General features: G+C 74.2%; 23 protein-coding genes. 15 read left to right on the top strand and 8 right to left on the bottom strand.

All coding sequences use genetic code 11. From position 1 onward, the window contains the following. Positions 1–8: 8 nt before the first annotated feature. Positions 9–1241, top strand: coding sequence for an NAD(P)-binding domain-containing protein (locus ABD292_RS00540; protein WP_344205277.1), 1233 nt, complete (start codon positions 9–11; stop codon positions 1239–1241). Here ABD292_RS00540 and ABD292_RS00535 read toward each other — a convergent pair. The 5 genes from ABD292_RS00535 to ABD292_RS00515 are packed head-to-tail and all read right to left on the bottom strand — an operon-like array spanning position 1210 to position 6137. Next, positions 1210–2163, bottom strand: coding sequence for a glycosyltransferase (locus ABD292_RS00535; RefSeq protein ID WP_344204264.1), 954 nt, complete (start codon positions 2161–2163; stop codon positions 1210–1212). The genes ABD292_RS00540 and ABD292_RS00535 overlap by 32 nt on opposite strands. Then, the gene (locus tag ABD292_RS00530; RefSeq protein ID WP_344204262.1) at positions 2160–3338 is read right to left on the bottom strand and encodes a hypothetical protein; all 1179 of its coding nucleotides are present in this window, start codon (positions 3336–3338) and stop codon (positions 2160–2162) included. Before ABD292_RS00530 ends, ABD292_RS00535 begins: the two co-directional genes overlap by 4 nt. Continuing rightward, positions 3335–4081 carry a hypothetical protein gene (locus tag ABD292_RS00525; RefSeq protein WP_344204260.1) on the bottom strand — a complete coding sequence of 249 codons (747 nt, stop codon included), beginning with the start codon at positions 4079–4081 and terminating at the stop codon, positions 3335–3337. Before ABD292_RS00525 ends, ABD292_RS00530 begins: the two co-directional genes overlap by 4 nt. Then, positions 4078–5115, bottom strand: a complete 1038-nt coding sequence (locus ABD292_RS00520; RefSeq protein WP_344204258.1) for a GNAT family N-acetyltransferase — start codon at positions 5113–5115, stop codon at positions 4078–4080. Before ABD292_RS00520 ends, ABD292_RS00525 begins: the two co-directional genes overlap by 4 nt. Continuing rightward, on the bottom strand, positions 5100–6137 hold the full coding sequence (locus ABD292_RS00515; RefSeq protein ID WP_344204255.1) for a GNAT family N-acetyltransferase: 1038 nt from the start codon (positions 6135–6137) through the stop codon (positions 5100–5102). Before ABD292_RS00515 ends, ABD292_RS00520 begins: the two co-directional genes overlap by 16 nt. A gap of 166 nt (positions 6138–6303) precedes the next feature. On the opposite strand from ABD292_RS00515, the gene ABD292_RS00510 reads away from it, so the two are divergent. The 8 genes from ABD292_RS00510 (at position 6304) to ABD292_RS00475 (ending at position 13317) form a co-directional block, all read left to right on the top strand. Further along, entirely contained in the window at positions 6304–7233 is a 930-nt protein-coding gene (locus ABD292_RS00510; protein ID WP_344204252.1) for an NAD-dependent epimerase/dehydratase family protein, read from the top strand. Then, positions 7230–8375: an ATP-grasp domain-containing protein gene (locus ABD292_RS00505; RefSeq protein WP_344204249.1), complete on the top strand. Its 1146-nt coding sequence runs from the start codon at positions 7230–7232 to the stop codon at positions 8373–8375. Before ABD292_RS00510 ends, ABD292_RS00505 begins: the two co-directional genes overlap by 4 nt. Beyond that, on the top strand, positions 8365–9147 hold the full coding sequence (locus tag ABD292_RS00500; RefSeq protein ID WP_344204247.1) for a hypothetical protein: 783 nt from the start codon (positions 8365–8367) through the stop codon (positions 9145–9147). The genes ABD292_RS00505 and ABD292_RS00500 overlap by 11 nt, the downstream gene beginning before the upstream one ends. After that, positions 9144–9803, top strand: coding sequence for a hypothetical protein (locus ABD292_RS00495; RefSeq protein ID WP_344204245.1), 660 nt, complete (start codon positions 9144–9146; stop codon positions 9801–9803). Before ABD292_RS00500 ends, ABD292_RS00495 begins: the two co-directional genes overlap by 4 nt. A 6-nt stretch (positions 9804–9809) precedes the next feature. After that, on the top strand, positions 9810–10340 hold the full coding sequence (locus ABD292_RS00490) for a MauE/DoxX family redox-associated membrane protein (protein WP_344204243.1): 531 nt from the start codon (positions 9810–9812) through the stop codon (positions 10338–10340). Positions 10341–10483: 143 nt separating this feature from the next. Beyond that, complete coding sequence (locus tag ABD292_RS00485; protein ID WP_344204241.1) at positions 10484–11665, top strand: hypothetical protein; 1182 nt, start codon at positions 10484–10486, stop codon at positions 11663–11665. A 568-nt stretch (positions 11666–12233) separates the two neighbouring features. After that, positions 12234–12683: an RICIN domain-containing protein gene (locus ABD292_RS00480; RefSeq protein WP_344204238.1), complete on the top strand. Its 450-nt coding sequence runs from the start codon at positions 12234–12236 to the stop codon at positions 12681–12683. A 130-nt stretch (positions 12684–12813) separates the two neighbouring features. Next, positions 12814–13317 carry a DUF421 domain-containing protein gene (locus ABD292_RS00475; RefSeq protein ID WP_344204236.1) on the top strand — a complete coding sequence of 168 codons (504 nt, stop codon included), beginning with the start codon at positions 12814–12816 and terminating at the stop codon, positions 13315–13317. On the opposite strand, the gene ABD292_RS00470 is transcribed toward ABD292_RS00475, so the two are convergent. Beyond that, entirely contained in the window at positions 13314–14504 is a 1191-nt protein-coding gene (locus tag ABD292_RS00470) for a cytochrome P450 (RefSeq protein WP_344204234.1), read from the bottom strand. The two genes, ABD292_RS00475 and ABD292_RS00470, sit on opposite strands and share 4 nt — an antisense overlap. 235 nt (positions 14505–14739) lie before the next feature. On the opposite strand from ABD292_RS00470, the gene ABD292_RS00465 reads away from it, so the two are divergent. Genes ABD292_RS00465 through ABD292_RS00440 form a run of 6 tightly spaced genes read left to right on the top strand, consistent with a single transcriptional unit; the run spans position 14740 to position 24480 of the window. Continuing rightward, a complete protein-coding gene (locus tag ABD292_RS00465) occupies positions 14740–16245 on the top strand; it encodes an FAD-dependent monooxygenase (RefSeq protein ID WP_344204231.1) in 1506 nt (501 codons plus the stop codon). A gap of 51 nt (positions 16246–16296) precedes the next feature. Further along, a complete protein-coding gene (locus ABD292_RS00460; protein ID WP_344204228.1) occupies positions 16297–17148 on the top strand; it encodes a phytanoyl-CoA dioxygenase family protein in 852 nt (283 codons plus the stop codon). Next, positions 17148–18185 carry a ketoacyl-ACP synthase III family protein gene (locus ABD292_RS00455; RefSeq protein WP_344204225.1) on the top strand — a complete coding sequence of 346 codons (1038 nt, stop codon included), beginning with the start codon at positions 17148–17150 and terminating at the stop codon, positions 18183–18185. Before ABD292_RS00460 ends, ABD292_RS00455 begins: the two co-directional genes overlap by 1 nt. 42 nt (positions 18186–18227) lie before the next feature. Further along, positions 18228–19289, top strand: a complete 1062-nt coding sequence (locus ABD292_RS00450; RefSeq protein ID WP_344204222.1) for a ketoacyl-ACP synthase III family protein — start codon at positions 18228–18230, stop codon at positions 19287–19289. Next, the gene (locus ABD292_RS00445) at positions 19286–23269 is read left to right on the top strand and encodes a type I polyketide synthase (RefSeq protein ID WP_344204219.1); all 3984 of its coding nucleotides are present in this window, start codon (positions 19286–19288) and stop codon (positions 23267–23269) included. The genes ABD292_RS00450 and ABD292_RS00445 overlap by 4 nt, the downstream gene beginning before the upstream one ends. After that, on the top strand, positions 23266–24480 hold the full coding sequence (locus ABD292_RS00440) for a cytochrome P450 (RefSeq protein WP_344204216.1): 1215 nt from the start codon (positions 23266–23268) through the stop codon (positions 24478–24480). Before ABD292_RS00445 ends, ABD292_RS00440 begins: the two co-directional genes overlap by 4 nt. Here ABD292_RS00440 and ABD292_RS00435 read toward each other — a convergent pair. Further along, entirely contained in the window at positions 24470–25483 is a 1014-nt protein-coding gene (locus ABD292_RS00435) for an NAD-dependent epimerase/dehydratase family protein (protein WP_344204214.1), read from the bottom strand. The two genes, ABD292_RS00440 and ABD292_RS00435, sit on opposite strands and share 11 nt — an antisense overlap. Positions 25484–25492: 9 nt before the next feature. Then, on the bottom strand, positions 25493–26182 hold the full coding sequence (locus tag ABD292_RS00430) for a TetR/AcrR family transcriptional regulator (RefSeq protein WP_344204212.1): 690 nt from the start codon (positions 26180–26182) through the stop codon (positions 25493–25495). Positions 26183–26236 lie beyond the last annotated feature (54 nt).

Below are 26236 nucleotides of genomic sequence, written 5' to 3'. Positions count from 1 at the left end.
GCCGAGCCATCACCGAGCGGGTCACGACGGTCGTCATCGGGGCGGGGCACGCGGGCCTCGCCGCCGGCCACTTCCTCACCGCGCGCTCGATCGACCACGTCGTGATCGAGCGCGGCGAGGTGGCCAACTCCTGGCGCCGCGAACGATGGGACTCCTTCCGGCTGCTCACCCCCAACTGGCAGAGCCGCCTGCCGGGCCTCGCCTACGAAGGCCCGGACCCCGACGGCTACATGACCACGAAGGAGGTGACGCAGCTCATCGAGCGCTTCGCCACGCTCTCCGGCTCGCCCGTACGGACCGGCACGGCCGTCACGTCCGTCCGGCGCGACGGCGACGGCTACCTGGTGACCACCGGCCACGGCGAGATCGCCTGCCGGACGGTGGTCGTCGCGACCGGGGCGTGCAACCTGCCGGCGGTGCCGGCCTTCAGCGAGGCGGTGCCGCCGTCGGTGCGGCAGCTGACGCCGTTCGACTACCGCGAGCCCGGCCGGCTCCCCGAGGGCGGCGTGCTCGTCGTCGGGGCGTCGGCCACCGGCGTGCAACTGGCCGCCGAGCTGCGCGCCTCGGGCCGGCCGGTGACGCTGTCGGTGGGGGAGCACGTCCGCATGCCGCGCACCTACCGGGGGCGCGACGTGCTCTGGTGGATGGACGCCTCCGGCGTGTGGGACCAGCGCCACGACGAAATCGAGGACCTGGAACGCGCCAGGCGGCTGCCCTCGCCCCAGCTCGTGGGCACGCCCGAGCGCGCGACGCTCGACCTCAACGCGCTCACCGCGATGGGCGTCGAGCTCGTGGGCCGCTGGGCGGGCGTGCGGGACGGCCGGGCGCTGTTCTCCGGCGGGCTGCGCAACGTGTTCTCGCTGGCCGACCTCAAGATGGAGCGGCTGCTGGACACGTTCGACACGTGGGCCCGCGAGCACGGCAGGGACGGCGAGGTCGGCCCGCCCGAGCGGTTCGCGCCGACCCGGGTGCCCGAGTCGGCGCGCTGGCAGCTCGACCTGGGCAGCGGGGAGATCCGCACGATCGTGTGGGCCACCGGCTTCCGGCCCGACTACCGCTGGCTCGACGTGCCGGTGCTCGACGCGAAGGGCCGGCTGCGCCACGACGGCGGCGTGGCCGACAGCCCCGGCCTGTACGCGCTGGGCCTGCCCCTGCTGCGCCGGCGCAGGTCCACGTTCATCCACGGCATCGAGGACGACGCCCGCGAGGTCATCGCCCACCTGGCGCGGCACCTGGCCTGAGCGGCGGCGGCGGGGTGGGGGCGCCCTGGAAGAGGGTGTCCTCGGGCCGCAGCGGCACGTTCGCCTCGCGGACGTAGTACGCGGGCCGAGGCGGCGCGAGGCGGTGGACGTAGCGGCCGACCACCGCCACGGCGGCCAGCGTCACCGCCGGCACCAGCAGGTGCGCGCCCGGCAGCCCCAGCGCCGCGGCGACCAGGCCCAGCGCCGCCAGCAGGTAGACGACGTTCAACGGCCGCCAGGAGAACCCGAAGAACAGCTCGAAGGAGTGCCCCGCCAGCCGGGCCAGCCGCAGCTTGGACCGGCCGGCGTCGCGTTCGCGATGGCTGACCTCGACCAGGGTGTGCCGCGCCCCCACCAGCGGCACCGCGGCCATGAACCACGGCAGCCGCAGGTCCATGATCGTGCGGGCGACGGGCGTGCGGACGAGCCGGAAGGTGGACGCCCCTCTGGGCATCTCGATGCGGAACACCGCCCGCGCCGCCCAGTGCATCCCGGCCGAGCCGAGCCTGCGCACGAGCGGGTCGCGCCGCCGCACCCGGCGGCCGAAGACGACGTCGTAGTGGCCGCCGGCCGCGCCGTCGAGCAGCCGCCAGATCTGCGACGGCGGGACCTGAAGGTCGGCGTCGCACTGGACGGTCCAGGGCTGCCCGGCGTGCCGGAACCCGGCCGCCATGACGGCCTCGATGCCGAAATTACGGGTGAAGGACAGATAACGCACCCGCGGGTCCGTCTCGGCGAGCGCCCGGATGCGGGCGAGGGAGTCGTCGGTGCTGCCGTCGTCCACGAAGAGGATCTCCAGGTCCTCGATCGCGGCCAGCTCCGCCGCCAGCTCCCGGTAGGCCACCTCGACCTGCGCGCCCTCGTTGAAGCAGGGGACGAGCACGGTCAGTCCGGTCGGTGCGCCAGTCGGTGCGCCCGTCATCGCGCCCTCCACAAAGCCAGGCCGAGGACGAGCGGGTTCGCCCCCAGCGCGTACACGGCCCCGGCCGCCCCGGCCAGGGAGATCGCCACCACGCCCAGCCCGGCGACGGCGGCCAGGGCGACGACGACCGCCCTGGCGTTGGCCCGCAGGTTCGTGTGCTCCACCACGAACGTGGCGCCGCTCGCCAGCGCCTGCATGGGCAGCAGGGTGAGCGCGAGCACGGCGAGCGCGACCGGCCCGTCCACCCCCCACGCGGCCAGCACGACCCCGGCGATCAGCAGCCACAGGGCCGCGCCCAGCGCGGCGAGCCCGGCCATGCGCCGGGCGAGCACCCGCGCCCCCGCCACGCCGCCGCCCGCCACGCGCAGCGAGAGCTGCGGCTGGTAGATGCGCTGCACGGTGTAGAGGATCGACAGCGCGAAGCCCCAGCCGAGCGTCACCAGGTAGAGGTCGCCGCTGTGGCCCGCGTACGGGCTCAGCGCCAGCTCCACGAACAGCGCGCCGATCATCGCGTTGTTCATGACGTCGGCCGCGCCCATCAGCAGCACGGTCCCGGCCAGCACGCGGCGCGCCCCCGGCCGGGGCCGCCGCACGCGCGGCAGCCCCGGCAGCAGCGCGACGTTGAGCGCGGTGACCAGCGCCAGCAGCCCGGTCAGGTAGCCGGCGGGCCCGATCCCCGCCAGGAACGCCAGCGCCGCCATCGTGCCCATCCCGACGCCCAGCACGGCGAAGTGCACGGTGTCGCGGGTGTAGTGGCCGAGCGCGCGGTGCAGGGCCACGCCCAGCATGCCGCAGCCCAGCCCCACGTAGTAGGCGACGCCCAGCAGGTAGAGCGTGACCCGCGCGTCCGGGGCGAGCGCCAGCGCGGTCACGGCCGCGAGCGCGGGCGGCAGCGGCACGTAGGCGACCAGCGCGCGCAGCATCCCGGTGAGGTCGTCGCGGGTGCGGCGGGCCCGCGGGATGAGCTTCAGCGCCGCCTTCTCGCCGCCGGACTGCACGACCATGCACAGCCAGCCGACCGCGCCCATCACCGCCGCGTAGGCGTTGAAGTCGGGGCGGCTCCAGGCCAGGGCGAGCAGGGCCGCCGAGCCGTACAGCATGAGACGGAAGACGGCCCGGCCGGCCAGCAGCGTCGTCAGCCGGGACAGGCCGACGCGGTGGGAGACGGCGGTCATCCCGCGTCCAGGTCGGCGATCACGCGCTCGCGCAGCGGGTACGAGCCGTCCCGCAGGTGGGCCCGCAGGGCGTCCTCGACCGCCTCGGCGCCGAAGCGGTCCAGCACGCCGGTCGGCGAGGGCCCTCTCTCCACCTGGAACAGCGCGGCGAAGAACGTCCGCAGCGGGCCGGACTCGAAGCGCTCGGGCAGGGGGAGCAGCTTCCGCACCGCCTCCGGGTCCGGCGCGGCGACCGGCGGCGCGGCCACCCACGTGGCCTCGCGGCCCGGCCCGGCGAACCAGGCCCGTACGTGCCTCAGCCGCTCGGCCGCCCACGGGTCTTCCGGCGCGAGCCGCGCCCGGGCCAGCCGCAGGTCGTAGCAGGTGGCGTGCAGGGCCGCGCACACCTGGGCGAAGGCGACGGGCCTGGCGGGCAGGTCGGCGGCCGGGACCTCGCTGACCTCCGCCAGCAGCCCGGCGGCGCTCTCGTCGGTCCTGGCCTGCTCCACCAGCGCGTCGAACTCCCGGTACCAGCGGGTCATGGCCGCCCGGTCGGGAGTCGAGTCGTCGTCGTTGTCGCGGATCCAGCGGATCATCCGGGCCGGCAGGTACGGCTCCAGCGGATCACCGGCCACGGACCGGGGCACGACCGGCGCCGCCCTGAACACGGCCCCGCAGGAGCGGCACGACCGGCGCCGCCCGCGCAGCCGTACGGGGTGCGGGTCGCCGCACTGGACGCAGCGCACCGCGACGGCCCCCTTCACAGCGGCACCGCCAGGGCGGAGGAGGGCCGCAGCTCGGCGCCCAGGTCGCGCTTGACCTCGGCCTGGCCCTTGCCGAGCACCAGCCCGCGCCTGCCGGACCGGATGGCCCATTCGATCATGCGGACGTACCCGTCGAAGTAGAGGTGCTTGCGGCCGCCCTCCTCGGGCGGGACGGCACCCCAGCTCAGGCAGACGGGCCAGTCGGGGTGGTCGAGGATGAGCGACAGGCCGAGCAGCCGCCCCCCGTCCCGGTAGGTGAGCGCGACGCTCTCGCCGCTGCCGATCAGCGTCTCCAGGTAGGGCAGGGGGAGCGGCGGGGCGGGCGAGAGCCTGCTGCGGTGCTTGAGGTCGTTCTCGGCGCGCAGGCGGGCGGCCTCGTCCGCGCCGACCAGGTCGCGGGCCGGGCCGACGCGCACCGACAGCTCGGCGGCGAACGTCTTCGCGCGCCTGCGCAGGGAGTCGCGGCGGCGCGGGTCGAGCACGGCGTACCAGTCGTCCAGGCGCGGCCAGGGCAGGGCCAGCCTGGCGAGCGGCGCGGTGGGGATGCGCAGCCGGAGCGGGCCGGGCAGCAGCGCGTCCTCTCCCTCCGACACCTCGCGCCAGACGGTGCTCCGCCAGCCGGGGCCTAGCGCGCGGCGCACCGCGCGGAGGTAGGCGGTCAGGAGCTCGGGGTCGTGCCCGTCCCGCCACCACCAGCCCTTCTGGGAGCGGTTGCCGGGCGCGTGCACGTCCACGACGCCCGCGGGGGAGCGGCGGAGGCCGGCGTACCGGCCCGCGGCGGAGCGCCGGGGGTCGGCGTACCGGCCGCGCCGCAGCCTCGGGGCGCGCAGCGAGGCCGCCACCGCGCCCGCCGCCCGTCCGTCGCGCCGCAGTACGGCCAGCACGACGGGGGCCTGGGCGGCCCAGGCGTAGGCGCGCAGCAGGTCCCAGCGCCAGGTCACCCGCTGCCCCGCGGCCCGGCGTAACTCCTCCCAGTCGCCGGGCTCCGGGTCGTGCCGGGGGTCCAGCAGCTCCACCTTCATCCGAGCGCCCACCGGGGCACCGCCACGAGTCTCATGGGGAGGTATTCGAACCCCAGGGAGCGTTTCTCGTCAACGAAGCCGCGTCCGGCGTACAGGCTCTCGGCCTTGCCGGCCACCGCGTGCGCGACGATCCGGGTGTAGCTGTAGAAGAAGAGGTCCTTGCGCCCGCCCTCGGCGGGGGTCAGCGCCGCGAACGGCCCGTACATCGGGGTGACCGGGTGGTCGTAGACGACGGCGAGGCCGATCAGCCGGTCGCCGTCGTGGTAGGAGACGGTCCAGACGTCGTCGCGGGGGATCAGCTCGGCGAAGTAGGCGGCGGGCAGCGACAGGCGGCGGTCGAACGCGGCGGCCGGCCGGGCGAGGAGCCGCCCGGCGAGGGCGGCCGGGCCCCTGGCGGGCGCGGGGCGCGAGGTGATCCTGACGGCCTGGCGCTCGTGGAGGTCGGCGAGCTCGGCGGGGTCGAGGTCGGTGCGCCCGGCGCCGGTCACGACGCGCAGCGTGCCGTCCTGCTCGATCCGCCGGGCCTGGCGGCGCAGCGAGGCGCGGCGGCTGCCGCTCAGCGTGCCGAGCCAGCCGTCGGCGGACGTCCAGCGCAGGGGTAACAGGGTCGTGCCGGGGGAGGGGCGGACGACCGCGCCGCGCCTGGCCACCAGCGGCAGGGCGGGCTCGGTGACCATGCGGTAGACGACTCCGGCCAGCCACGGGCCGAACTCCGCGCGGGCGGCCCGTTCGAAGCCCCTGATGACCGCGCGGCCCTCATCGCCGTCCGGCAGGACCCAGGTGGGGCCGTTGGAGTGGGCGGGCAGGCGTACGTCGAGCAGGAACGGCCCCCGGCCCGACCGGAGCGCGCCGACGGCGCCGACCACGCGCTCACCGTCGCGGGCCACGCACAGCAGCGGCCGGGCCCAGGAGCCGTCGAAGGAGGCGCGGATCACGTCGTACGACCAGATCGCCGTGAGCTCCCTGTCGCGACGGAAGTCCTCCCAGCCGGCGGGTTCGGGGTCGCGGCCGGGCTGGAAGAAGTCGAACCTCACCGGTACGTCCTTGACTGACACGTAATACAACGAATCTGCAACAGAGTCATTTGAGATAAACGATCGCAGTATATGTCTGATTTGATCAGCGCCGCGTCCACGATCGGGCGCTCCGCATCATCCGCCCGCGCACCACCGCAGCGCACGGCACTGACCAGGGGAAAGCATGAAAGTAGGCGTCACCGGGGGCAACGGTTTCATCGGACAGTACGTATGCGAGGAGTTAGCCGCCCGCGGCCACACTCCCATCGTCTTCGACCATCGCCAGCGCGGCACGGGCACGTACGAGTTCATGCTCGGCGACATCAGGGACGCCACGGCCATGGTCGAGCTGGCCGCCCACGCCGACGCGATCATCCACCTGGCGGCCGTGCTCGGGACCCAGGAGACGATCGACAACCCGCGCCCCGCCGCCGAGACCAACCTCGTCGGCGGCCTCAACTTCCTCGAAGCCGTCGCCCAGTACGACCTGCCCGGCGTCTACATCTGCGTCGGCAACCACTGGATGGACAACAGCTACTCCATCTCCAAGACCGCCGTCGAGCGCTTCGTGCGCATGTTCAACGCCCACCGGGGCACCCGCGTCAACCAGGTCAGGGTCGTCAACGCCTACGGGCCGCGGCAGATGGCCGCGCCGCCGTTCGCGCCCGGCAAGGTCCGCAAGATCACCCCCGCCGTCGTCTGCCGCGCGCTGTCCGGCATGCCGGTCGAGCTCTACGGGGGCGGCGCCCAGATCTCCGACATGGTCTGGGTCGGCGACGTCGCGCGGGGCCTCGTCTCGGCGCTGGAGACCGCGGCCGACCAGGGCCCGCTCAAGCACGTCGTCGAGGTCGGCCCCGCCGAGTCCACCAGCATCCGCGCCGTCGCCGAGATGATCATCGACATGTGCGTGGACCGCGGCTACGACCGCGTCCCGATCGTCGACCTGCCCATGCGGCCCGGCGAGACCCCGGAGACCGCCGTCACCGCCGACCCGCAGACGCTGCGCTCGGTCGGCATCGACCCCGCCACGCTCGTCTCGCTGCCCGAGGGCATGGCCAAGACCGTCGACTGGTTCATCGAGAGCCGCGGCACGCACTGGAGCCCGCCGCGATGAGGCGCCTGGTCATCCTGGGCGGCTCGGACGGCACGGTCAGTGCCTTTCGCGCCGCCCGGCGGCTGGGCCTGGCCACCATCTGCGTGGACATGCGGCAGGACGCGCCCGGCGTCGCCGAGGCCGACGAGTTCCTGCACCTCAGCACCCGCGACGTCCCCGCCGTCGCGGCCGCCCTGCGCGACCGCGACGGCCTGGCCGGGCTGCTCGCCCCCGGCAGCGACATCAACCTCCCGTCGCTGGTCGAGCTGGCCCGCCTGCTCGGCCTGCCGTGCGGCCTGACGGACGCGACGCTGCGCGCCTCGACGGACAAGCTCTTCTTCCGCGAGGTGTGCGAACGGCTGGGCCTGCCCGGACCCTCTTACTGCGCGGACGACTACTGGGCAGGTGACGCGGACCTGGCGCTCCGGCCGCCGCTGCCGGTCATCGTCAAGCCCGTGGACTCCGGCAGCTCGCGCGGCATCACGATCTGCCGCGAGCCCGGCGAGCTGCCGGCGGCGATCGCGCACGCCAAGGAGGTCTCCCCGACCGGGCGGGCCCTCATCGAGGAGCTGCTGACCGGCGAGGACCTCTGCGCCGAGGCCATGCTCCAGGACGGCAGGATCGCCCTGCTCGGGCTGAGCAGGCGCGTCACCGCGCCGCCCGCCGTGGTGGCGGTCGGCCACGACATGGCGCCCGCCGACGACGTCCTGGAGAAGGAGGTCGTCCGGCAGCTCGAACGCGTCTGCGCCGACCTCGGCTACCGCGACGGCCCGCTCAACGTCGATCTGTTCGTGGACGGCGGGCAGGTCACCCTCGTCGAGATGGGCGCGCGGATCGGCGGCAACGGGCTGGGCGAGGCCCTCGGGCTCATGCACGGCGTCGACACGGTCGAGGCCACCGTGCGCCTCGCGATCGGCGAGCGTCCCGACCTGACCCCGGCCCGGCGCGTCCCCGCCCACGTCCGGGTGCTGCGCGCCCCCGCGGAGGGGACGCTCGTCTCCATCGACGGGCTGGAGTCGCTGCCGGACGGCGCCGAGGTGGTCGTGGTGGCCAAGCCCGGCGACCACGTCGTGCCCTACACCGAGTGCCGGGCCAAGCTGGGGTACGTCGTGGACCGCGAGCCGCCCGACCTCGACGCGCTGATCAGGATAGATGTCCGCTAGCGCGTCGCCGGGCGGGTTCCCCGGCGTCCTGTGGCGGCTGGCCTACCGGCGGGCCGTCCGGACGGCCTTCGCCCGCGTGCCCTTCTACCGGGACCAGTGGGTACGGGCCGGGCGCGAGCTCGCCGAGCCCGAGCCCACGCCCAGCGCGGACCTCGCGGGGCAGTTGCACCGGCTGTGCCCGTTCGGCGCGCCGTACGACGCGGGCGCGGAGCCCAGCCTGTGGATCGGCCCCGCCGCCGACCTGCGGGCCGCACTCCGCACGGCCGGCGTACGCGGGCGGGCGCCCGTGCTGGAGGTGGGTCCCGCGGTGCTCGACCGGCGCGCGCTCGGCCCGTTGCGGCGCTACGGCGTGCTGCTGGCCGCGGGCGCCAAGGTCAGGAACGAGCGGCGGCGGCGCGAGCTCAACGAGCCCGCGCTCCGCCTCGCCGCCGGAGCCGGGCGGGCGGTCCTGGTCGGCGAGCGCGACGCCGTGGCCGAGTTCCTGCCCGCGCTCGCCGGGATCGAGACCCGCGTGCTGGTCCGCGCCGGCCTGAGCGGTGACGCGGAGCTGGCCCATGACCCGCATCTCGGTTACTACGCCGCGCGCGCCCGGTGCGGCCACCTTCACCTGCTGTGGCGGCGCTTCCACGCGCGGACGACGGCGGACGGCGCGCCGGCCGTCACCGCGCTGCGCAGGCGCAGGCCCGTCCTGGTCGACGTGGTGCCCGACGGCGCCGCCACGCTCGGCCGCTGCCCCGTCCACGGCGCCCCGATCCTTGGAGTCCTACCGTGATCAGAGCCAACCTGGTGACGCTCGTGATGGGCGTCGTGGCCGTCGCACTGGCCGGGCTGGTCCGTTTCGTCCTGCCGTACGAGCAGGACATCACCACCCTCTGGGGCTTCCTCGTGAAGCTCACCCCGCAACTGGCCGCCATCGTGGCGGTCGCCTGGCTCGACGTGGAGACGGCCCGCCGGCTACGCCTGCACCTGATCGCCCTTCCCGCGCTCTTCCTGGGGTTCCTGCTGTACTTCGTGCCCGCCACCTTCATCAGGGCGATGGACATCGAGGACGGATCGGGCACCTTCGAGGACCTCTACCTGCACGTCGTGGTGTTCGTGCCGTTCCTCATCGTCGCGCTGCTGGTGGCGTACCGGATCGGCGGCGGGTCGCGGGAGGGCGTGCTGCGTACGGGGGCGGCCATGTCGATCCTGCACGTGTCCGGGCTGGAGGACCTGGTGGCGGTCTCGATGAACCGCCGGCTCGACGGGATCCCCGAGGTGTGGGCGTGGGCGGACCACATCACCGTGCGGATCGGCCATCCGGCGACGAAGGCCGAGGCGTACGCCTTCATCGCCGCGCACGTCGTGGCGGCGCTGCTCGTCCTGTTCCTGCCGCGCAGCCTCTTCCGGCGCCTCTCCCGGCGGCGCGACCGGCAGCCGGCCGCCTGACCGCAGATGGACTATCTCGCGCTGACCGCGCGCTGCGCGCTGGGGCTCGTCTTCCTGGTAGCGGTGATCGGCAAGGTGCGCGGACGGGCGGCGTACGAGGCGTTCCGGCGGTCGGTGCCGGAGCTCGTCCCGCTGCGACGGGGAGCGGCCGTGCTCCCCGCAGTGGTGGTCGCCGCCGAGTGCGCCGTCGTCGTCCTGCTGGCCGTGGAGCGCACGGCGGCCGCCGGGCTCGCCCTGGCCGCCGCCGTCCTGCTGGCCTTCTCCGCAGGGATCGGGCGGGCGCTGCGCGCCGGCGTCCGCGCCTCCTGCCGCTGCTTCGGCATGACGCCGTCGCCGCTCGGCCGCCTGCACCTCGTACGCAACCTCGCCCTGGCCGCGCTGGCCGTCGCCGGCGCGGCGGCCGTCCTGGCCGGAGGCCCCGAGCAGCCGCACCCGGCGGGCGTGACGCTGGCGGTCGCGGGCGGCGCGCTGCTCGCCCTCCCGGCGGTGTTCGCCGACGACCTCGCCGCGCTCTTCGCGCCCCCTCCCGGCCGCTGAGCCGGGGCTGCACGCTCGCTGCAACAACCTGACAGGCCGCTTGACACCTGTGTCACCGCTATTCAAACGTTTTAGGGACGGAGGCGCGCCTCGGCGGTGATGCGCGGCTCTCTTGCCGTGCCAACACCCCACCGGAGGATGTCATGACAGCGGTCACCCCCTCGTCACCCTCGCCCAGGCGCCGGCACCGGATCGCCGCCGCCCTCGCCGTGCTGCTGGGCGCCGCCGGAGCCGCGGTCGTGCCCGGCGTGACCCCGGCGTCCGCCGCCGCGTGCGGCGACGGCGCCTTCCAGTCGCAGGTCACGGTCAGCGGCAGCACCTGGACCGCCCGCGACAGCGCCGGCGGCACCGTCTACAGCGGCACCGACTTCCGGGCCGCCGTCCAGGCCGGCATCGGCAGCCTCACGGCCGGGCGCACCTCCATCCAGCGGGTCGTGGTGCGCGGCAACGGCACCATGAGCGCCGGCACCCGGATCTCCCTGCCCAGCTACACGTCACTGTCGGTGTGCGGCACCATCAACGTCACCGGCTCGGGCTCCGGCGACTACGCGCCCGTCTACTCCCGCGGCACCACGAACATCGAGGTCCCCTACCTCAACGTCACCGGCACCCCGGTCTACGGCATCTTCCTGCGCAACGTCACCAACGTCTGGCTCGGCCAGCTCGACATGCGGCTCGGCGCGGGCCTCGGCGTACGCATCGACAACCGCGGCGACACCAGCCAGTGGACCCGCAACGTCCGGGTCGACAACGTGTACGTCCAGGGCGCGAGCTCGCACGCCATGGAGACGTACGGCGTGGACGGCCTCACCGTCGGCACCGTGACCGCGCGCAACGTCGGCGAGTCCGGGCTGCTGCTCAACCAGACCGTCAACGCCACGGTCGGCACCGTGGACGCCGACAACGCCGGCGCCGGCACCGGCTACGCCGCCTTCCGCATGGCCAACCGCAACGGCCGGATCGGCAGCTCCTACCCGAACAACATCCGCGTCGGCACGGTCAAGGCGCGCGGCGGCGGCCGGGGCGTCTTCTGCGTCTCCGAGAGCGGCGGCGCCACCATCGACCGGGTGGACATCGCGGGCACAGGCAACAACTCGGTCCTGGTGGAGAACTGCTACAACGTCGTCATCGCCGGCGTGTCCGGCACGATCAGCGGGGGCGGCGAGGTCAGGATCGCGGCCCGTACGGAGTTCCCGCCGTCGTCGGGCATCAGGTTCCAGAACCTGACGGTCAGCAACACCAATATCCGCTGGAGCCCCTGCACGGGCAGCAACAACACGATCAGCAACGTCACCCGCAACAACTCCACGCTGACCTGGTGCTGACACGAGCCTGGAGTCGTGCCGCCTGGGGGAGAGAGGAAAACGCAGAGCTACTTGCGCCTGGAATTACGTCGCTCGGAAAAGCCAAGAAGACCAAATTAAAACTCCCGACGAGCTGAGGGCCAAGCGGCGAAGGCTTGAATCCTGGCCGGATGTGGCCAGGGCTGGAGGGTGATTTCCCGCCCGCAATCAAGTTTCATGGAGACGAACGAAGCGCCGCCGCCTCGATCGTCGACCGGAGGGGATGAAAATGGCCATTCCTGCTGTCATAAACTCTGATCAGTAGGCAGTAACGGCCGGCGATCGACGTCGAGGGCGCATTCACCTTAGAAATCGCGCCCGCCCGTGATCCTGTCGGCTCTACTGAAATTCCGACAAGGCGCTGATAGTCCTTTCGAAAGAAGGGATCTCGCTCGTCGGCCGATAAAGTTTCTCCCCCGCCGCGAGGGCGAATAACCGTGTGTATTCGCCCTTGAGTGTCGACCGGCTCAATGTGGTGACCATGGGCAGGGCCGCGCCGTCCGGCGTGTGTCAGGGCCCTGCCCCCGATTCCCCTACCAAGGAGGTAGCCATGGCTCCTTTCCCGACGCGAGTCCGGCTGATCGTCAAGCATTCGGGCAAGGTGCTGGCCATCGAGAACGCCAGCCTCAAGGACGGTGCCAGCCTGAACCAGTATGACTCCGGCGCCCAGGACAACGAGAAGTTCGAGCTGCGCGACGCCGGCGGCGGCTACGTCCGGATCGTGGTCAAGCATTCGGGTAAGGTGCTGGCCATCGAGAACGCCAGCCTCGATTACGGCGCCAGCCTGAACCAGTACGACTTCGGCACCCAGGACAACGAGAAGTTCGAGCTGCGCGACGCCGGCGACGGTTACGTCCGCATCATCGTCAAGCATTCGGGCAAGGTCCTGGCCGTCGAGAACGCCAGCCTCGATTACGGTGCCAGCGTGAACCAGTACGACCCCGGCACCCAGGACAACGAGAAGTTCCGGTTGGAACCCATCAGCGACGCCGGCTGGTAGCTCACAAGGTTCAGCACGTCCGTGCCGTCCGCGCGCCGGACGGCACGGACGGATATCGCACCCGTCTGACCGGCGGTCCCGGCTCCTCACGTGGGGATTCGCCGCAGGCCGGCCCGGGTAGCCAGGTCGTATGCCCGACTGGGGAGCGGTCTTCCTGCTCAGCACGCCCGTCGCCGAGATCTTCGTACGCGGGACCGTGACGTTCCTCGCGCTGCTGCTCATGCTGCGCGTCGCCGGGCAGCGCGAGGCCGGCGGCCTCGGCCTCACGGACGTGCTGCTGGTCGTCCTGGTCGCCGAGGCCGCGGCGGGCGGCCTCACCGGGTCGTCGCACTCCGTCGGCGACGGGCTGCTGCTGGTCGCCACGATCCTGGTGTGGAGCGTCGTCGTGGACGCCGTCGCCTACCGCTGGCCGCGCGCGGCCCGGGTGCTGAAGGCCCGGCCGCGCCCGCTCATCAGCGACGGCCGGCTCAACCTCCAGGTGATGCGCCGCGAGTTCATGACCCGCGATGAGGTCCTCACCCAGCTCCGGCTGCACGGGATCCAGGACCTGGACGAGGTCAAGTCCGCCTACCTGGAGCCGAACGGCCTGATCAGCGTCGTGCGCCGCGACCGCGGCGAGGTGGACGAGCCCTAAGGGCGCCCCCAGGTGACCGGCAGCCGGTCCACGCCGTACACCGCCGAGCGGTCGCGGGTCGGCACCTCGGCCGCCGGCACCGCCAGGCGCAGGTCGGGGAAGCGCTCGAAGAGCGCGGTCAGCGCCACCCGGAGCTCGGCCCGCGCGAGATGCTGCCCGAGACACTGGTGGACGCCGTGCCCGAACGCCAGGTGCCCGATCGCGGAGCGGGACAGGTCCAGCGCGTCCGGGCAGGGGAAGCGCCCCGGATCGCGGTTGGCCACCGGCAGCGCCAGCACCACGGTCTCCCCGGCCGCGATGACCTGCCCGCCGATCTCGACGTCGACCAGCGCGGTCCGCCGTACGTCGAACTGGAGCACCGACAAGTACCTCAGCAGCTCCTCGACCGCCCGCTCCGGGTCGGCCGCCAGCAGGGCCCGCTGGGCCGGGTCGGTCAGCAGCGCGAACGCCCCGAGCGCCAGCATGCTCGACGTCGGCAGGTGACCCGTCGCGAGCAGCACCATCCCGAGGTTGGTGAGCTCCTCGTCGCTCAGCTCGCCGGTGGCCGCCGCGTGCGCCAGCAGCCCGCCCTCCCCAGAGCTCGGAACCTGCCGGGCGAGGACGTCGCGCACCGTCCCCGTGATCGTCATGACGGCCGCCGCGACCTGATCCGGGCGCGAGTCGAGGTCGTTCATCACCGCCGTGGCCGCCTGCACGCGCTGCCGGTCATCCACCGGCACCCCCAGCACCTCGCAGATGACGAGCGCCGGGATCGGCATGGCGAACGCGGTCAGAAGGTCGGCGGAGTCCCCGCCGCCCGCCATGCCGTCGAGCGCCTCGGCGGTGTGCCGCCGGATCGCGGGCATCAGCCCGGCCACCCGCCGGGGCCCGAAGTGGTGGGCGAGCAGGCGGCGGAAGCGCGTGTGCTCGGGCGGGTCCATGTGCGGGAAGATGCCCGGCTCGGCGGGCGTCGGGCGCTCGGTCGCGCGCTCGCCGCCGACCGGCTGGTGCAGCAGCTCACGCCGGGTGCTGAAGCGCGGGTCCGCCAGGATGGCGCGGGTCTCCGCGTACCCGGTGGACACCCAGCCGAGGTGGCCGTCGGGGTAGGCCAGCCTGCTGAGCGGGGGGCGGCGGCGCAGCGCGACGGGCGGGTCGAAGGGGGTGGGCCGGTCGGTTTCCAGGGACTGGGCGGTCTGGCCGTCGCTCATGGGTTGGCCTCCCCTGCGAGCTGTTGATCAAGGCCGAAGGGGATTATGCATGACAAACACGGAAAATTCCACCACTAGGAATTCTTTGATCATCGACTTAACATCGGCATCGGCTGACAGAACAGTCACCTGTCAACCCATCGGCAACAGGACCGCGCACCGGCCGTCGCCGCAGGTCAGCGGCCGGTGATCCGACGATTTCCCCAGCATTCTCACCCCCTCAGCAGAGGTGTGCATGACACAGGTCGCGATAGTCGGTGGTGGACCGATCGGGCTCTTCCTCGCCTGCGAGGTGGCGCTGCACGGTGTGCCGGTGGTGGTGCTCGAACGACTGCCCGAGATGGAGGAACATCCGAAGGCCGAGGGCATCACCGGGCGGGCCATCGACATCCTGGACCGCCGCGGCCTCATGCTCGGGGTGGACGGGACCCCGGCGCAGCCGACGCCCGAGGAGCGCGAACGCATCGCCCAGGGCGAGCGGCGGCCCGACAGCCTGCAGCCCAAGGCGTTCCCCGGCGCGCGGCACTTCGCCACCATGTTCGTGCTCCGCCCGGAATCTCCCGACCTGCTGGTGCCCCAGCAGGTGCTGGAGCGGGAGCTGGCCCGCCGGGCCGCCGAGCTCGGCGTCGAGGTACGGCGCGGCCACACGCTCACCGGTTTCACCGCAGCCGAGGACGGCGTACGGCTCGACGTCGAGGGCCCCGGCGGGCCGTACGAGCTGCGGGCCGACTGGCTGGTCGGCTGCGACGGCGGCCGGAGCACGGTCAGGAAGCTGGCCGGCATCCCCTTCCCCGGCACCGACGGCGTCACGACCGGCTACCGCGCCTTCGCCGACATCGACGACCCCGGCTTCCACCTGCCCGGCTGGTTCCGCAAGGACAACGGGCTCCTGGTGTACGAGGAGGGCCCGCCCCGGTTCATCACCCTGGAGTTCATCGGCCGCCCGGCGAACAGGGACGCGCCCATCACACGCGAGGAGTTCCAGGAGTCGCTGCGCCGGCTCAGCGGCACCGACGTGACCGTCACCAAGGTCCACAAGATCAACCGGTTCACGGACAACGAGCGGCAGGCCGCCACCTACCGCCAGGGCCGGGTCCTGCTGGCCGGCGACGCGGCCCACGTCCAGTCGCAGTGGAGCGGGCCAGGCCTGCGGCTCGGCCTCGGCGACGCGATCAACCTCGGCTGGAAGCTGGCCGCCGTCGCCCGCGGCCGGTGCCCCGAGGACCTGCTCGACACCTACACCGCCGAACGCCACCCGGTCGGCGCGCAGACCCTGGAGGTCCAGCGCGCCTCCATCGCGCTCATGCGTCCCGGCCCGCACGTGGACGCGCTGCGCCGGCTGTTCACCCAGCTGCTGCTCGACGAGCACACGAACCGGAACCTGACCGCCCTGATCGACGACCTGCACATCACGTACGACATGGGCGACCCCTCCCTGACCGGCCCGCTGGTCGGCGGCTTCTGCCCCGACCTGCGGCTGAAGAGCGCCGACGGCCCGGCGCGGCTCGCCGAGCTGCAGCGCGGCGGGCGGCCCCTGCTGCTCGACCTCGGCGCGGACCCCGGACTGCGCGCGCTCGCCGAGCCCTGGGCCGACCGGGTGGACGTGGTCAGCGCCGAATGCGCCGAGGCCCCGGCGGACGCCCTGCTGGTCCGCCCGGACGGCTTCGTCGCCTGGAGCACGCCCGCCGGAGGGGCGTCGCTGACCGCCGCGCTCGAACGGTGGTTCGGCCCGCCCGCCTGACCCTCTCGTCACGACCGTCCGACCACGACTCAGCCCCCTGCGGAGGCCGGGATGAGCGATTCCACCCTGACGACCCTGACCACCCTGCCCACCTCGGCCGCGATCGACGAGGCGATCGAAGCGGTCGAAGCCGCCGGAGCAGTGATCATCGAGGACTTCATCGACGCCGGGACGCTCGCGGGCCTCTGGGCGGACCTGCGCGCCGACCTGGAGCGCACGGCGGACGGCGACGGGCGGCTGGTCGGCGAGAAGACCCGCATCCTGCCCGGCCTGGTCCGCCGCAGCGCGCACTCGGTCACGGTCCTGCGCCAGCCGCACTTCCTCGGCGCGGCCCGGCACTTCCTGCAACGGCCGGTCCGCGCCTGGCTCGGCGAGCAGCGCATCGAGTTCGTCCCGACGATCCAGCTCGGCATCTCCAGGGCGATCCAGATCCAGCCCGGCGTCCCCGTCCAGGGCCTGCACCGGGACGACACCGCGCACCTGCGCACCCACCCCGGCCCGGAGAGCCGCGTCCAGGTCATGATCGCGGCCAGCGAGTTCACCGCGCGCAACGGCGCCACCCGGGTGATCCCCGGCAGCCACCGCTGGGACGACGAGCGGGGGCCGCGCGAGGACGAGGCGGTGCCCGCCGAGATGCGCGCCGGGTCCGCGCTGCTCTGGCTCGGCAGCACCTACCACGGGGCCGGCGCCAACCGCTCGGACGGGCCGCGTACCGGCCTGTCGTACGCCCTGGACCTCGGCAACCTCCGGCAGGAGGAGAACCAGTACCTGTCCATCCCGCTGGACGTGGTCCGCGGCTACCCCGAGGACGTCCAGCGGCTGCTCGGCTACGAGCCCTGCCCGCCGATGTGCGGCCTGTACGAGCTGGACGACCCGATGCTGCTGCTCCGAGGAAAGGCTTGATGCGTACTTCCGGCACGTACCTGCGCAGCATCGGCGTCCACCTGCCGCCCGTGGTCGGCATCGAGACGGCCGTCGCCGAGGGCCGCTACCCGGCCGACGAGGTGGAGCACTTCCAGCTCAGAGGCGCGGCGGTGGCGGGCGACGTGCCCGCGCCCGAGCTCGGCCTGCGCGCCGCCCGGCAGGCGTTCGAACGCTCCGGCGGGCTGTCGCCGCACGACCTCGACCTCCTGCTGTACTGCGACGTCTGGCACCAGGGCCCCGAGGGCTGGGCCCCGCAGTACTACCTCCAGCAGCACCTGACCGGCGGCCACGTCCCGGCCGTCGAGCTGCGGCAGGGCTGCTGCGGCCTGTTCAACGCGCTCCAGCTCGCCGCCGGATACCTGCGTCCCGGCGGCAGCGCGCTGCTCGTCGGCGCCGACAACCACGGCACGCCGCTGGTCGACCGGTGGCGGATGATCGAGGGCACCGTGATGGGCGACGCCGGCTGCGCGCTGCTGCTCACCACCGACACCGGGTTCGCCGAGCTGCTGTCGGTCAACGTCCGCGTGGTGCCGGAGGCCGAGGCCGTCAACGACGGCGGCGTGCCGATGTTCCCGCCGGACGCGACCGTGGGCCGGCCGCTGGACTTCGCCGCGCGCAACCGGGAGTTCCGCAACCGGCTGCTGCACGGCGACGGTGCCCAGGTGATGCTGGCGATCCAGACGGCGATGCTGGAGCTGGCCGACCGCACGCTCAAGGAGGCCGATCTCACGCTCGACGACGTGGCGCGGGTCGCCTTCCCCCACGTACGCCGCGACGACGTGGAGCACCGCGGCGTCAACTGGTTCGGGCTGACCCTGGCCGACACCACCTGGGAGTACGGCGCCGGCGTCGGCCACTTGGGGGTCGGCGACCAGTTCGTGGCCCTCGACCACCTGCTCGCCACCGGCGCGCTGGCCCCGCGCGACCACATGCTGCTCCTCGGGTTCGGCGCCGGCACCACCCTGGCCTGCGCCGTGCTGCGGATCCTGGACATCCCGCCCGAGTACGCCTCCTGAGGAGGGCCGCACCGACCTGTTCCGAACGAGCCAGGAGGCGACATGGAGACGGCGGACATGTACATCAGCGGCATCGGGTCCTACCTGCCCGGCACCGTGGACGTGGATCACGCGGTGGCGGCCGGCTGGTACCCGGCCGAGGAGGCCGAGCTGCACGGGATCGCCTCGGTCGCCGTCGCCGGCGACGTCCCCGCGCCGGAGATGGCGCTCCGCGCGGCCCGTACGGCGGTGGCGCGCAGCGGCCGCTCGCCCACCGACCTCGACCTGCTCCTCTACACCTCCACCTGGCACCAGGGCCCGGAGGGCTGGCCGCCCCAGGCGTACGTGCAGCGCCACCTGGTCGGCGACGGCGTCCTGTCGACCCAGCTCAAGCAGGGCTGCAACGGCATGTTCGCGGCACTGGAGCTGGCCGCGAGCTACCTGCGGGCCGAGCCGGGACGCCAGGCGGCCCTGCTGGTCGCCGCCGACAACTACGGCACGCCGCTGGCCGACCGCTGGCGGATGCTGCCCGGAGCGATCGCCGGCGACGCGGGCAGCGCCCTCGTGCTCGACACCGAGCCGGGGTTCGCCCGGCTGGCCTCGGTGTGCTCGGTGTCGGTGTCGAAGGCCGAGGAGATGCACCGCTGCGCCGAGCCGCTGTTCCCGCCCGGCGTCACCGAGGGCCGCCCGCTGGACTTCGCCGCCCACAACGACACCTTCCGCCGCCGCGCGGTCGCCGGCGGCGAAGGGACCATGGTGCTGGTCACCCTGGACGAGCGCATGGTCGAGGTGATCGACCGCGCCCTGGCGCAGGCGGGCGTCAAGGCGGCCGACGTGACCAGGCTGACCTGCATGAACACCTCGCAGGAGATCGCCGACCAGATCTGCGAGCACCGGCTGGGCATCCCGGCGTCCCGCTCGACCTGGGACTTCGGCCGCACCATCGGCCACTGCGGGGCGAGCGACCAGGTCCTCGCCCTGGAGCACCTGGTCCGCGGGGGCGACCTCGGACCCGGCGACCACCTGCTGATGTTCGCCTACGGCCCCGGCGTGACCATCTCGGCCGCCGTCGTGGAGATTCTGGAGTCGCCCGCCTGGTCGCGGGCTCGGGGAGGGGACGCGTGACGGAACGACAGTTCGAGGCCATCGCGGTGATCGGGATCGGCTGCCGGCTGCCCGGCGGCGCCGACACGCCGGAGCGGTACTGGAACCTGCTGTGCGAGGGACGCGACACGAGCGGGCCCGCGCCCGCCGACCGCTGGCGCTCCTACGCCGACCGCGGCCCGTCCTACGCGGCGGCGGCCCGCCGCGCGGTGCCGTACGGCCACTTCCTCGACGGGGTGGCGGACTTCGACGCGGAGTTCTTCGGGCTCTCGCCGCGCGAGGCGGAGCTGATGGACCCGCAGCAGCGCCTGGTGATGGAGACCGCGTGGGAGGCGCTGGAGCACGCCGGCACCCCGGCCGGCGCGCTGGCCGGCACGGACGCGGGCGTGTACGTCGGCGTGTGCACCGGCGACTACGGCCACCGGTTGCTCGAGGACCTGCCCGGCATCGAGGCGTGGACCGGGATCGGCGCCGCCACCTGCGCGGTCGCCAACCGGGTGTCGTACGCGCTGGACCTGCGCGGCCCCAGCATGGCCGTGGACACGGCGTGCTCGGCGTCCCTCGTCGCCGTCCACCTGGCCGTGCAGGCGCTGCGGTCGGGGGAGACCGACCTGGCGCTGGCGGGCGGCGTCAACCTCATCCTGTCGCCCGGCGAGACGCTGACCCTGGACGCGGCCGGCACCCTCGCGCCGGACGGGCGGAGCAAGTCGTTCGACGCCGCCGCCGACGGCTACGGCCGGGGTGAGGGCGCCGCGGTCGTGGTGCTCAAGCGGCTGAGCGACGCCGTACGGGACGGGGACGTCGTGCTCGCGACCATCCTCGGCAGCGCCGTCAACCAGGACGGCCACACCGCCGGCATCATGGCGCCGTGCGGCCAGGCGCAGGAGCACGTCATGCGCCGCGCGCTGCGGCAGGCCGGCGTCGAGCCCGGCACGGTCGGCTACGTCGAGGCGCACGGCACCGGCACCGCGGTCGGCGACCCCCTGGAGGCCGCCGCGCTGGCCGCCGTCTACGGGGCAGGCAGGGAGCGGCCGTGCCTGATCGGCTCGGCCAAGTCCAACATCGGCCACCTGGAAGGCGCTGCCGGCGTCGCCGGCCTGGTCAAGGCCGTCCTCGCGGTGCAGCGCGGCGAGATCCCGCCGAGCCGGCTGGACACCCCCACCCCGGCCGTGGACTGGGCCGCCGCCGGGCTGCGCGTCGCCGACCGGCCGACGCCCTGGCCCGAGGCGGGGCACCCCCGCCGGGCCGCGGTCTCCGCCTTCGGCTACGGCGGGACGGTCGCCCACGTGGTCCTCGAACAGGGACCACCGGCGCCCGCGCCCGCCGGGGGAGCCGCCGGAAGCCTCTTCCCGGTGTCCGCCGCGACCCGACCGGCCCTGCGCCAGGCCGCGTCCGACCTTGCCGCCGTCGCCGCCGTGGCCGACCCGGCTGGTGCGGCAGGCGCCGCTGGTGCGGCCGATCCGACTGGTGTGGCCGACCCGGTCGGCGCGGCTCGCGCGGCCGGCCGGGTGACGATGGCGGACCTCGGGCACACGCTCGCGCTGCGCCGTACCCACCTGTCGCATCGCGCGGTGGTCGTCGCGGACAACGAGACCGCCCTCGCCGCCGGGCTGCGCAACCTCGCCGCCGGCACCCCGCACGACGCCGTGGCCACCGGACGGCCGCTCGCCGACCCCGGCCCCGGGCCGGTGTTCGTCTTCTCCGGGCACGGCTCGCAGTGGGCCGGGATGGGCCGGGACCTGCTGGCCGCCGAGCCGGCGTTCGCCGCCGTGATAGACGAGCTGGAGCCGGTGTTCGCCGAGGAGATCGGGTTCTCGCCGCGCGAGGCGCTGAGCGGGGGCGAGCTCACCGACGTCGACCTCGTCCAGACCATGATCTTCGCGATGCAGGTCGGCCTCGTCGAGGTCTGGCGCGCGTACGGCGTGCGCCCCCACGCGGTGATCGGCCACTCCGTCGGCGAGATCGCCGCCGCGGTGACGGCCGGCGCGCTGAGCCGCCTCGACGGCGCCCGGCTGATCTGCCGCCGCTCCCGCCTGCTGCGCCGGGTCGCGGGGCGGGGCGCGATGGCCATGGTGCAGCTTCCGTTCGCCGAGGCGGAACGGCGGCTCGAAGGCCATGAGGGCGTGGTCGCCGCGATCGCGTCGTCGCCCGGATCCACGGTCGTCTCCGGCGAGCCCGACGCCGTCGCCGAGGTGCTGACCGGCTGGCTGGAGGAGGGGATCCCGGCCCGCCGGGTCGCCTCGGACGTCGCCTTCCACGGCCCGCAGATGGACCCGCTCATGCCGGACCTGGCCGCCGCCGCGGCCGGCCTGACGCCCGCCGCCCCGGGCATTGCCGTCTACTCGACGGCGCTGGACGACCCGCGCGGGCGGCCCGGCTTCGACGGCGCGTACTGGGCGGCCAACCTGCGCCGCCCGGTACGCCTCGCGGACGCGGTCGGCGCCGCCGCGGCCGACGGCTACCGCGCGTTCATCGAGATCTCCGCGCACCCGGTCGTCACGCACTCGGTGCTGGAGACGCTGGGCGACGGCGGCCACGAGGACGTCTTCGTGGGCGGGTCGCTGCGCCGCAACCGGCCCGGCAGGACCGCCCTGCTCACCGCCGTGGCCGCCGCGCACTGCGCCGGGCTCGACGTGGACTGGCGCCGGCTGCAGCCGTCCGGCGGGCCGGTCACGCTCCCGGCGTACCCGTGGCAGCGGCGCACCCACTGGCGTCCGCCGTCGCCGCCCGACACCGGCGGCCGGGGCCACGAGCCGGACACGCGCACGCTGCTCGGCGACCACGTCGATCTCGCCGGGACGGACGTCCGGCTGTGGTGTACCGTCCTCGACGACCACACCCGGCCCTACCCCGGCAGCCACGCCATTGAGGGCGTGGAGATCGTGCCGGCCGCGGTCCTCACGGCGACGTTCCTGGCCGCCGCCGGCGGCGAGGAGCTGTCCGACGTGACGATGTCGGCTCCGCTGCTGACCGCCGACCGCCGCGAGATCCAGGTCGTACGCCAGGGCGCCGAGCTGCGCCTGGCCGCCAGGCTCGCGGGCGAGCAGGACGCCGCCTGGCAGCTCATCGCCACCGCCGCGATCCCCGCCGCGCCGGCCGCCCCGCCCGAGCCCCGGCCGCGGCCGCTCGCCCCCGCCGATCCCGGCCTGGTCACCTCCCGGCTGGCCGCGGTCGGCGTACCGGACACGGGGTTCGACTGGAAGGTCGAGGAGCTGCGGCTGGGGGACGGTGCGGTGCGCGCCCGCGTCCGCTGCGGCCCGGTCCCGTCCGGCGCCTCGCCGTGGACGCCCGTCCTGGACGCGGCCATGTCGGTCGCGCCGAGCGTGTTCCCCGGCGATCCGCTGCTGCGCATGGTGACCAGGATCGACCGGCTGGTCACCTCGGGCGTGCCGGACGGTCCGGTCACCATCGAGGTGCTGCTCGACGACGAGCAGGCCGACGACACGGCACAGGTACGGATCATCGATGACACCGGCACGGTCGTCGGCAGGCTGACGGGCCTGCGCTACCCGGTGATCGACGCACCCGCCCCCGCCGGGAGCGGCGGCGCGCAGGGTGAGCGGCCCGCCGACTCGTTCGCCCACCTGGAGCCGGAGGAACTGCGCACGTTCCTGGTCGAGGAGGTCGGCGCGCAGATCGCCAAGGAGATGCGGCTCGCCCCCACCGACCTCGAACCGCACCGGCCGCTCATCGAGCAGGGGCTCGACTCGGTGATGACCGTGGTCGTCCGGCGGCGGCTGGAGCAGCGGTTCCGGTGCTCGCTGCCGGCGACGCTGCTGTGGGCGCAGCCGACCGTCGCCGCCGTCGCCGACTACATCGCCGGGGTGCTCTCCGACCGGGAAGCGGTGCCCGCCACCGCGCCCGGCCGGGAAGCGGTGAGCGCCGCCGCGCCCGGCCGGGAAGCGGCGAGCGCCGCCGCGCCCGACCTGGAAGCGGTGAGCGCCGCCGCGCCCGGCGGGGGAACGGTGAGCGCCGCCAGACCCGGCGGGGGAGCGAGGTGAGCGCCGCCGACCAGGCCCCGGCCCCGGGCCCGACGCCGGCGTTCCCGATGGCGCGGAGCTGCCCGCTCGCACCACCCGACGAGTACGCCCGACTGCGGGCCACCGCCCCCGTCGTCCGGGCCGCCCTCCCCAACGGCGCCCCGGTCTGGGCGGTCACCCGCCACGCCGAGGCGCGGCAACTCCTCAGCGACCCGCGCATCAGCTCGAACACCGGCCGCCCTGAACGCCCGCGCGGCCCCGACGACGACCGCCCCGACGACGGCTTCTTCGTGGACCTGGACCCGCCGGAGCACACCCGGTTCCGTCGGGTGCTGATCCCGGAGCTCGGCGTCCGCCCGATGAACGCCCTGCGCCCGGCCCTCCAGCGGATCGCCGACGCGGCGATCGACGAGCTGCTGGCGGCCGGGCCGCCCGCCGACCTCGTCGCCGGGTACGCGCGCCGGGTCCCGGCCCGCGTCCTCTGCGAGCTGTTCGGCGTCCCGCCCGCCGACCACGGCTTCTTCGAGTCGCGGCTGCGGATGTTGTCGGTGACGAGCATGGACCCGAGCGTCGCGGCCGAGGCGTCCAGGGACGTACGCGGCTACCTGCGCGAGCTGATCCACGACGCGGAACGGCAGCCGGGCCACGGCGTCATCAGGCGGCTGGCCGCCCGGCACCTGCCCACCGGCGAGCTGACCGCCGACGAGCTGGTCAACATGGGCTTCCTCATGCTGCTCGCCGGCTACGACTCGCCGGCGAACACGCTCTCCCTGGGCGTGCTCACGCTGCTGCGGCACCCGGAGCAGCTGGCCGCGCTGCGCGCCGACCCCGGCCTGCTGCCGGGCGCGGTCGAGGAGCTGCTGCGCTTCCACTCGGTGCAGGACTGGGTCAGCTTCGACCGGGTCGCGACCGCCGACCTGGAGGTCGGTTCAGCGCGGATCCGGACCGGCGACCGCCTCACGGTGCTGGCGGCCTCCGCGAACCGGGACGAGCGGGCGTTCGAGCGCCCGGACACGTTCGACATCCGCCGGTCCGCCCACCACCACCTCGCCTTCGGCCACGGGGTGCACCAGTGCGTCGGCGCGAACCTGGCCCGCGCCGAGCTGCGGGCCGCCCTCGGCACGCTGGTGACCCGGCTGCCGGAGCTGCGCCTCGCGGTCGCGTTCGAGGAGGTGCCGTTCGCCTACGACGCCCCGTTCTTCGGGCCGCACGCGGTGCCGGTCACCTGGTAGGGCCCGCCAGGTAGGCGTCCTCGGCCGCGTACGGGAACCAGACGTCGGGGCCGTGCCGTTCGACCAGGTCGGGGAAGACGTCCGGCCAGCCGCCGCCGGCGGCCTCGGCCGCGCGTACGGCGGGCACGGCCCACTCGACGTCCTGGCGCAGCGCGTCGTCGTAGGAGAGCGCGGGGGAGTAGCCGAGTTCGGCGCGAGCCCGCGCGGTGTCGAACACGATCGGCTCGGCCACGTTCCACGGATGAAAGCCCACGCCGTCGGGCCGCGACGGGCCCGCGAAGGTGACGATCTCCGCCTCGTGGCCCATGACGGCGAAGATCCTGGCGGCGATCTCGGCGACGGTCAGCGGATCGTCGGCGACGTTGAGCACCCGGGCCGCGGGCCGCTCGCCGCACAGGCGGATCAGCTCGGCGACGTTCGCGACCGCCGTCGTGGGGAACCGGCTGCCGCCGTCCTGGGCGATCACGACGTACGGCCGCTTGTCCAGCGCCCGCTTGATGAACCACCAGTGGTCCAGCGACGTGCCGTGGGGCCCGTGCAGCACGCCCGTCCGCAGGACGCTGACCGGCAGCTCGGGCGTCGCCAGCAGGACGCGCTCCAGCGCCGCCTTCCCCGCCGGGTAGTCGTGGGCCTCGCGCTCGATCGTCGGCCACGTCTCCGGGATCGGCACCGGCAGGCCGGGAGCGCGGTAGACCGCCCCCGACGAGATGACGACCAGGGAGCCGACCCGGCCCGCCAGCCGGGCGAGCTGCGCGCCGTGGTAGGGGTTGAACGCGACCGTGTCCACCACCAGGTCGTGGCCGTCGAGGGCGGCGAGCAGCGCCTCGGTGTCGGCCCGGTCGATCTGGACGAGCCGCGCCCCGTGCGGCGCGGCGGCGTCCGGGCGGAGCCGGCGCTGACCGAGGGTGACCGCGTAGCCGGCCGCGGCGAGCCGGGCGGCGGTGGCCCGGCCGATCTGGCCCGTGCCGCCGATGATGAAGGCGCTCCGACCGTGAACCGTCACCAGTTGATCTTAACCCGCCCCCGTCCTACCGCCCTCGCCGTCTTTCCTGACCGCGGAGGAGAGGTGGCGGGCGATCCGCCGCATCTGCTCGGTGTAGTGCGCCACGAACTCGGGGGACCGCGCGTCGGCGCCGCAGATGGCGTTGGCCATGTGGGGCAGCAGGACGGGCGCGACGCCGGCGCCGATCATGGCGAGCAGCACGACGGCCGGGTCGAGGTCGTCGGCCAGCTCGCCGCGCTCCTGCCGCTGCCGCAGCTCGGCGACGTCGCGCGAGGCCTGCTCGCGCCGGCCCTCCCGGTCGGGGTCGTGCTCGGGGCCGTCGTAGTGCAGGCCCTCCCAGGCGAGGATGCGGGTGGCGACCGCGTCGCCGGCTCCTTGCCCGACGTAGTCGGCGATGACGTCCGGCAGCGACCGCGCCTCGTTCTCGAAGGCGACCTTCTGTTCCCGCCAGCGCTCGCCGATCGCCCGCAGCAGCCCGTCCCGCCCGCCGAAGTAGTAGGAGATGAGCTGCTTGTTGACGCCCGCCCGCGCCGCGATGGCGGCGACCCGCACCTGCGCCGGCCCCACCGCGGACACTTCGACGATCGCCGCCTCCAGGATGCGGGCCTTGGTGCGCTCCGCGTCCCGCTGCCGCTCCTGCGGCTCAGGCGAACGCCGTGCGCGTCGAGGTGTGCCGGAGGAGCCGGGTGCGGTCGACATGGATCCAGCCTAGCGATCCGCTAATTATCCGTTGGTTGACAGATTCATCCTGTC

The sequence above is a fragment of the Nonomuraea bangladeshensis genome, assembly GCF_039529455.1.
GTDB classification, from domain to species: Bacteria; Actinomycetota; Actinomycetes; order Streptosporangiales; family Streptosporangiaceae; genus Nonomuraea; species Nonomuraea bangladeshensis.
The sequence above is the reverse complement of the archived record's forward strand: the minus strand, read 5'-3'. Positions and strand labels throughout refer to the sequence as shown.

Excerpts from the sequence above, each read along its gene's own strand:
- ABD292_RS00500 (WP_344204247.1), top strand. The coding sequence starts at position 8,365 with ATGTCCGCTAGCGCGTCGCCGGGCGGGTTCCCCGGCGTCCTGTGGCGG.
- ABD292_RS00450 (WP_344204222.1), top strand. The coding sequence starts at position 18,228 with ATGGAGACGGCGGACATGTACATCAGCGGCATCGGGTCCTACCTGCCC.
- ABD292_RS00535 (WP_344204264.1), bottom strand. The coding sequence starts at position 2,163 with ATGACGGGCGCACCGACTGGCGCACCGACCGGACTGACCGTGCTCGTC.
- ABD292_RS00530 (WP_344204262.1), bottom strand. The coding sequence starts at position 3,338 with ATGACCGCCGTCTCCCACCGCGTCGGCCTGTCCCGGCTGACGACGCTG.
- ABD292_RS00485 (WP_344204241.1), top strand. The coding sequence starts at position 10,484 with ATGACAGCGGTCACCCCCTCGTCACCCTCGCCCAGGCGCCGGCACCGG.
- ABD292_RS00460 (WP_344204228.1), top strand. The coding sequence starts at position 16,297 with ATGAGCGATTCCACCCTGACGACCCTGACCACCCTGCCCACCTCGGCC.
- ABD292_RS00510 (WP_344204252.1), top strand. The coding sequence starts at position 6,304 with ATGAAAGTAGGCGTCACCGGGGGCAACGGTTTCATCGGACAGTACGTA.
- ABD292_RS00455 (WP_344204225.1), top strand. The coding sequence starts at position 17,148 with ATGCGTACTTCCGGCACGTACCTGCGCAGCATCGGCGTCCACCTGCCG.
- ABD292_RS00475 (WP_344204236.1), top strand. The coding sequence starts at position 12,814 with ATGCCCGACTGGGGAGCGGTCTTCCTGCTCAGCACGCCCGTCGCCGAG.
- ABD292_RS00470 (WP_344204234.1), bottom strand. The coding sequence starts at position 14,504 with ATGAGCGACGGCCAGACCGCCCAGTCCCTGGAAACCGACCGGCCCACC.
- ABD292_RS00480 (WP_344204238.1), top strand. The coding sequence starts at position 12,234 with ATGGCTCCTTTCCCGACGCGAGTCCGGCTGATCGTCAAGCATTCGGGC.
- ABD292_RS00430 (WP_344204212.1), bottom strand. The coding sequence starts at position 26,182 with ATGTCGACCGCACCCGGCTCCTCCGGCACACCTCGACGCGCACGGCGT.
- ABD292_RS00505 (WP_344204249.1), top strand. The coding sequence starts at position 7,230 with ATGAGGCGCCTGGTCATCCTGGGCGGCTCGGACGGCACGGTCAGTGCC.
- ABD292_RS00490 (WP_344204243.1), top strand. The coding sequence starts at position 9,810 with ATGGACTATCTCGCGCTGACCGCGCGCTGCGCGCTGGGGCTCGTCTTC.
- ABD292_RS00465 (WP_344204231.1), top strand. The coding sequence starts at position 14,740 with ATGACACAGGTCGCGATAGTCGGTGGTGGACCGATCGGGCTCTTCCTC.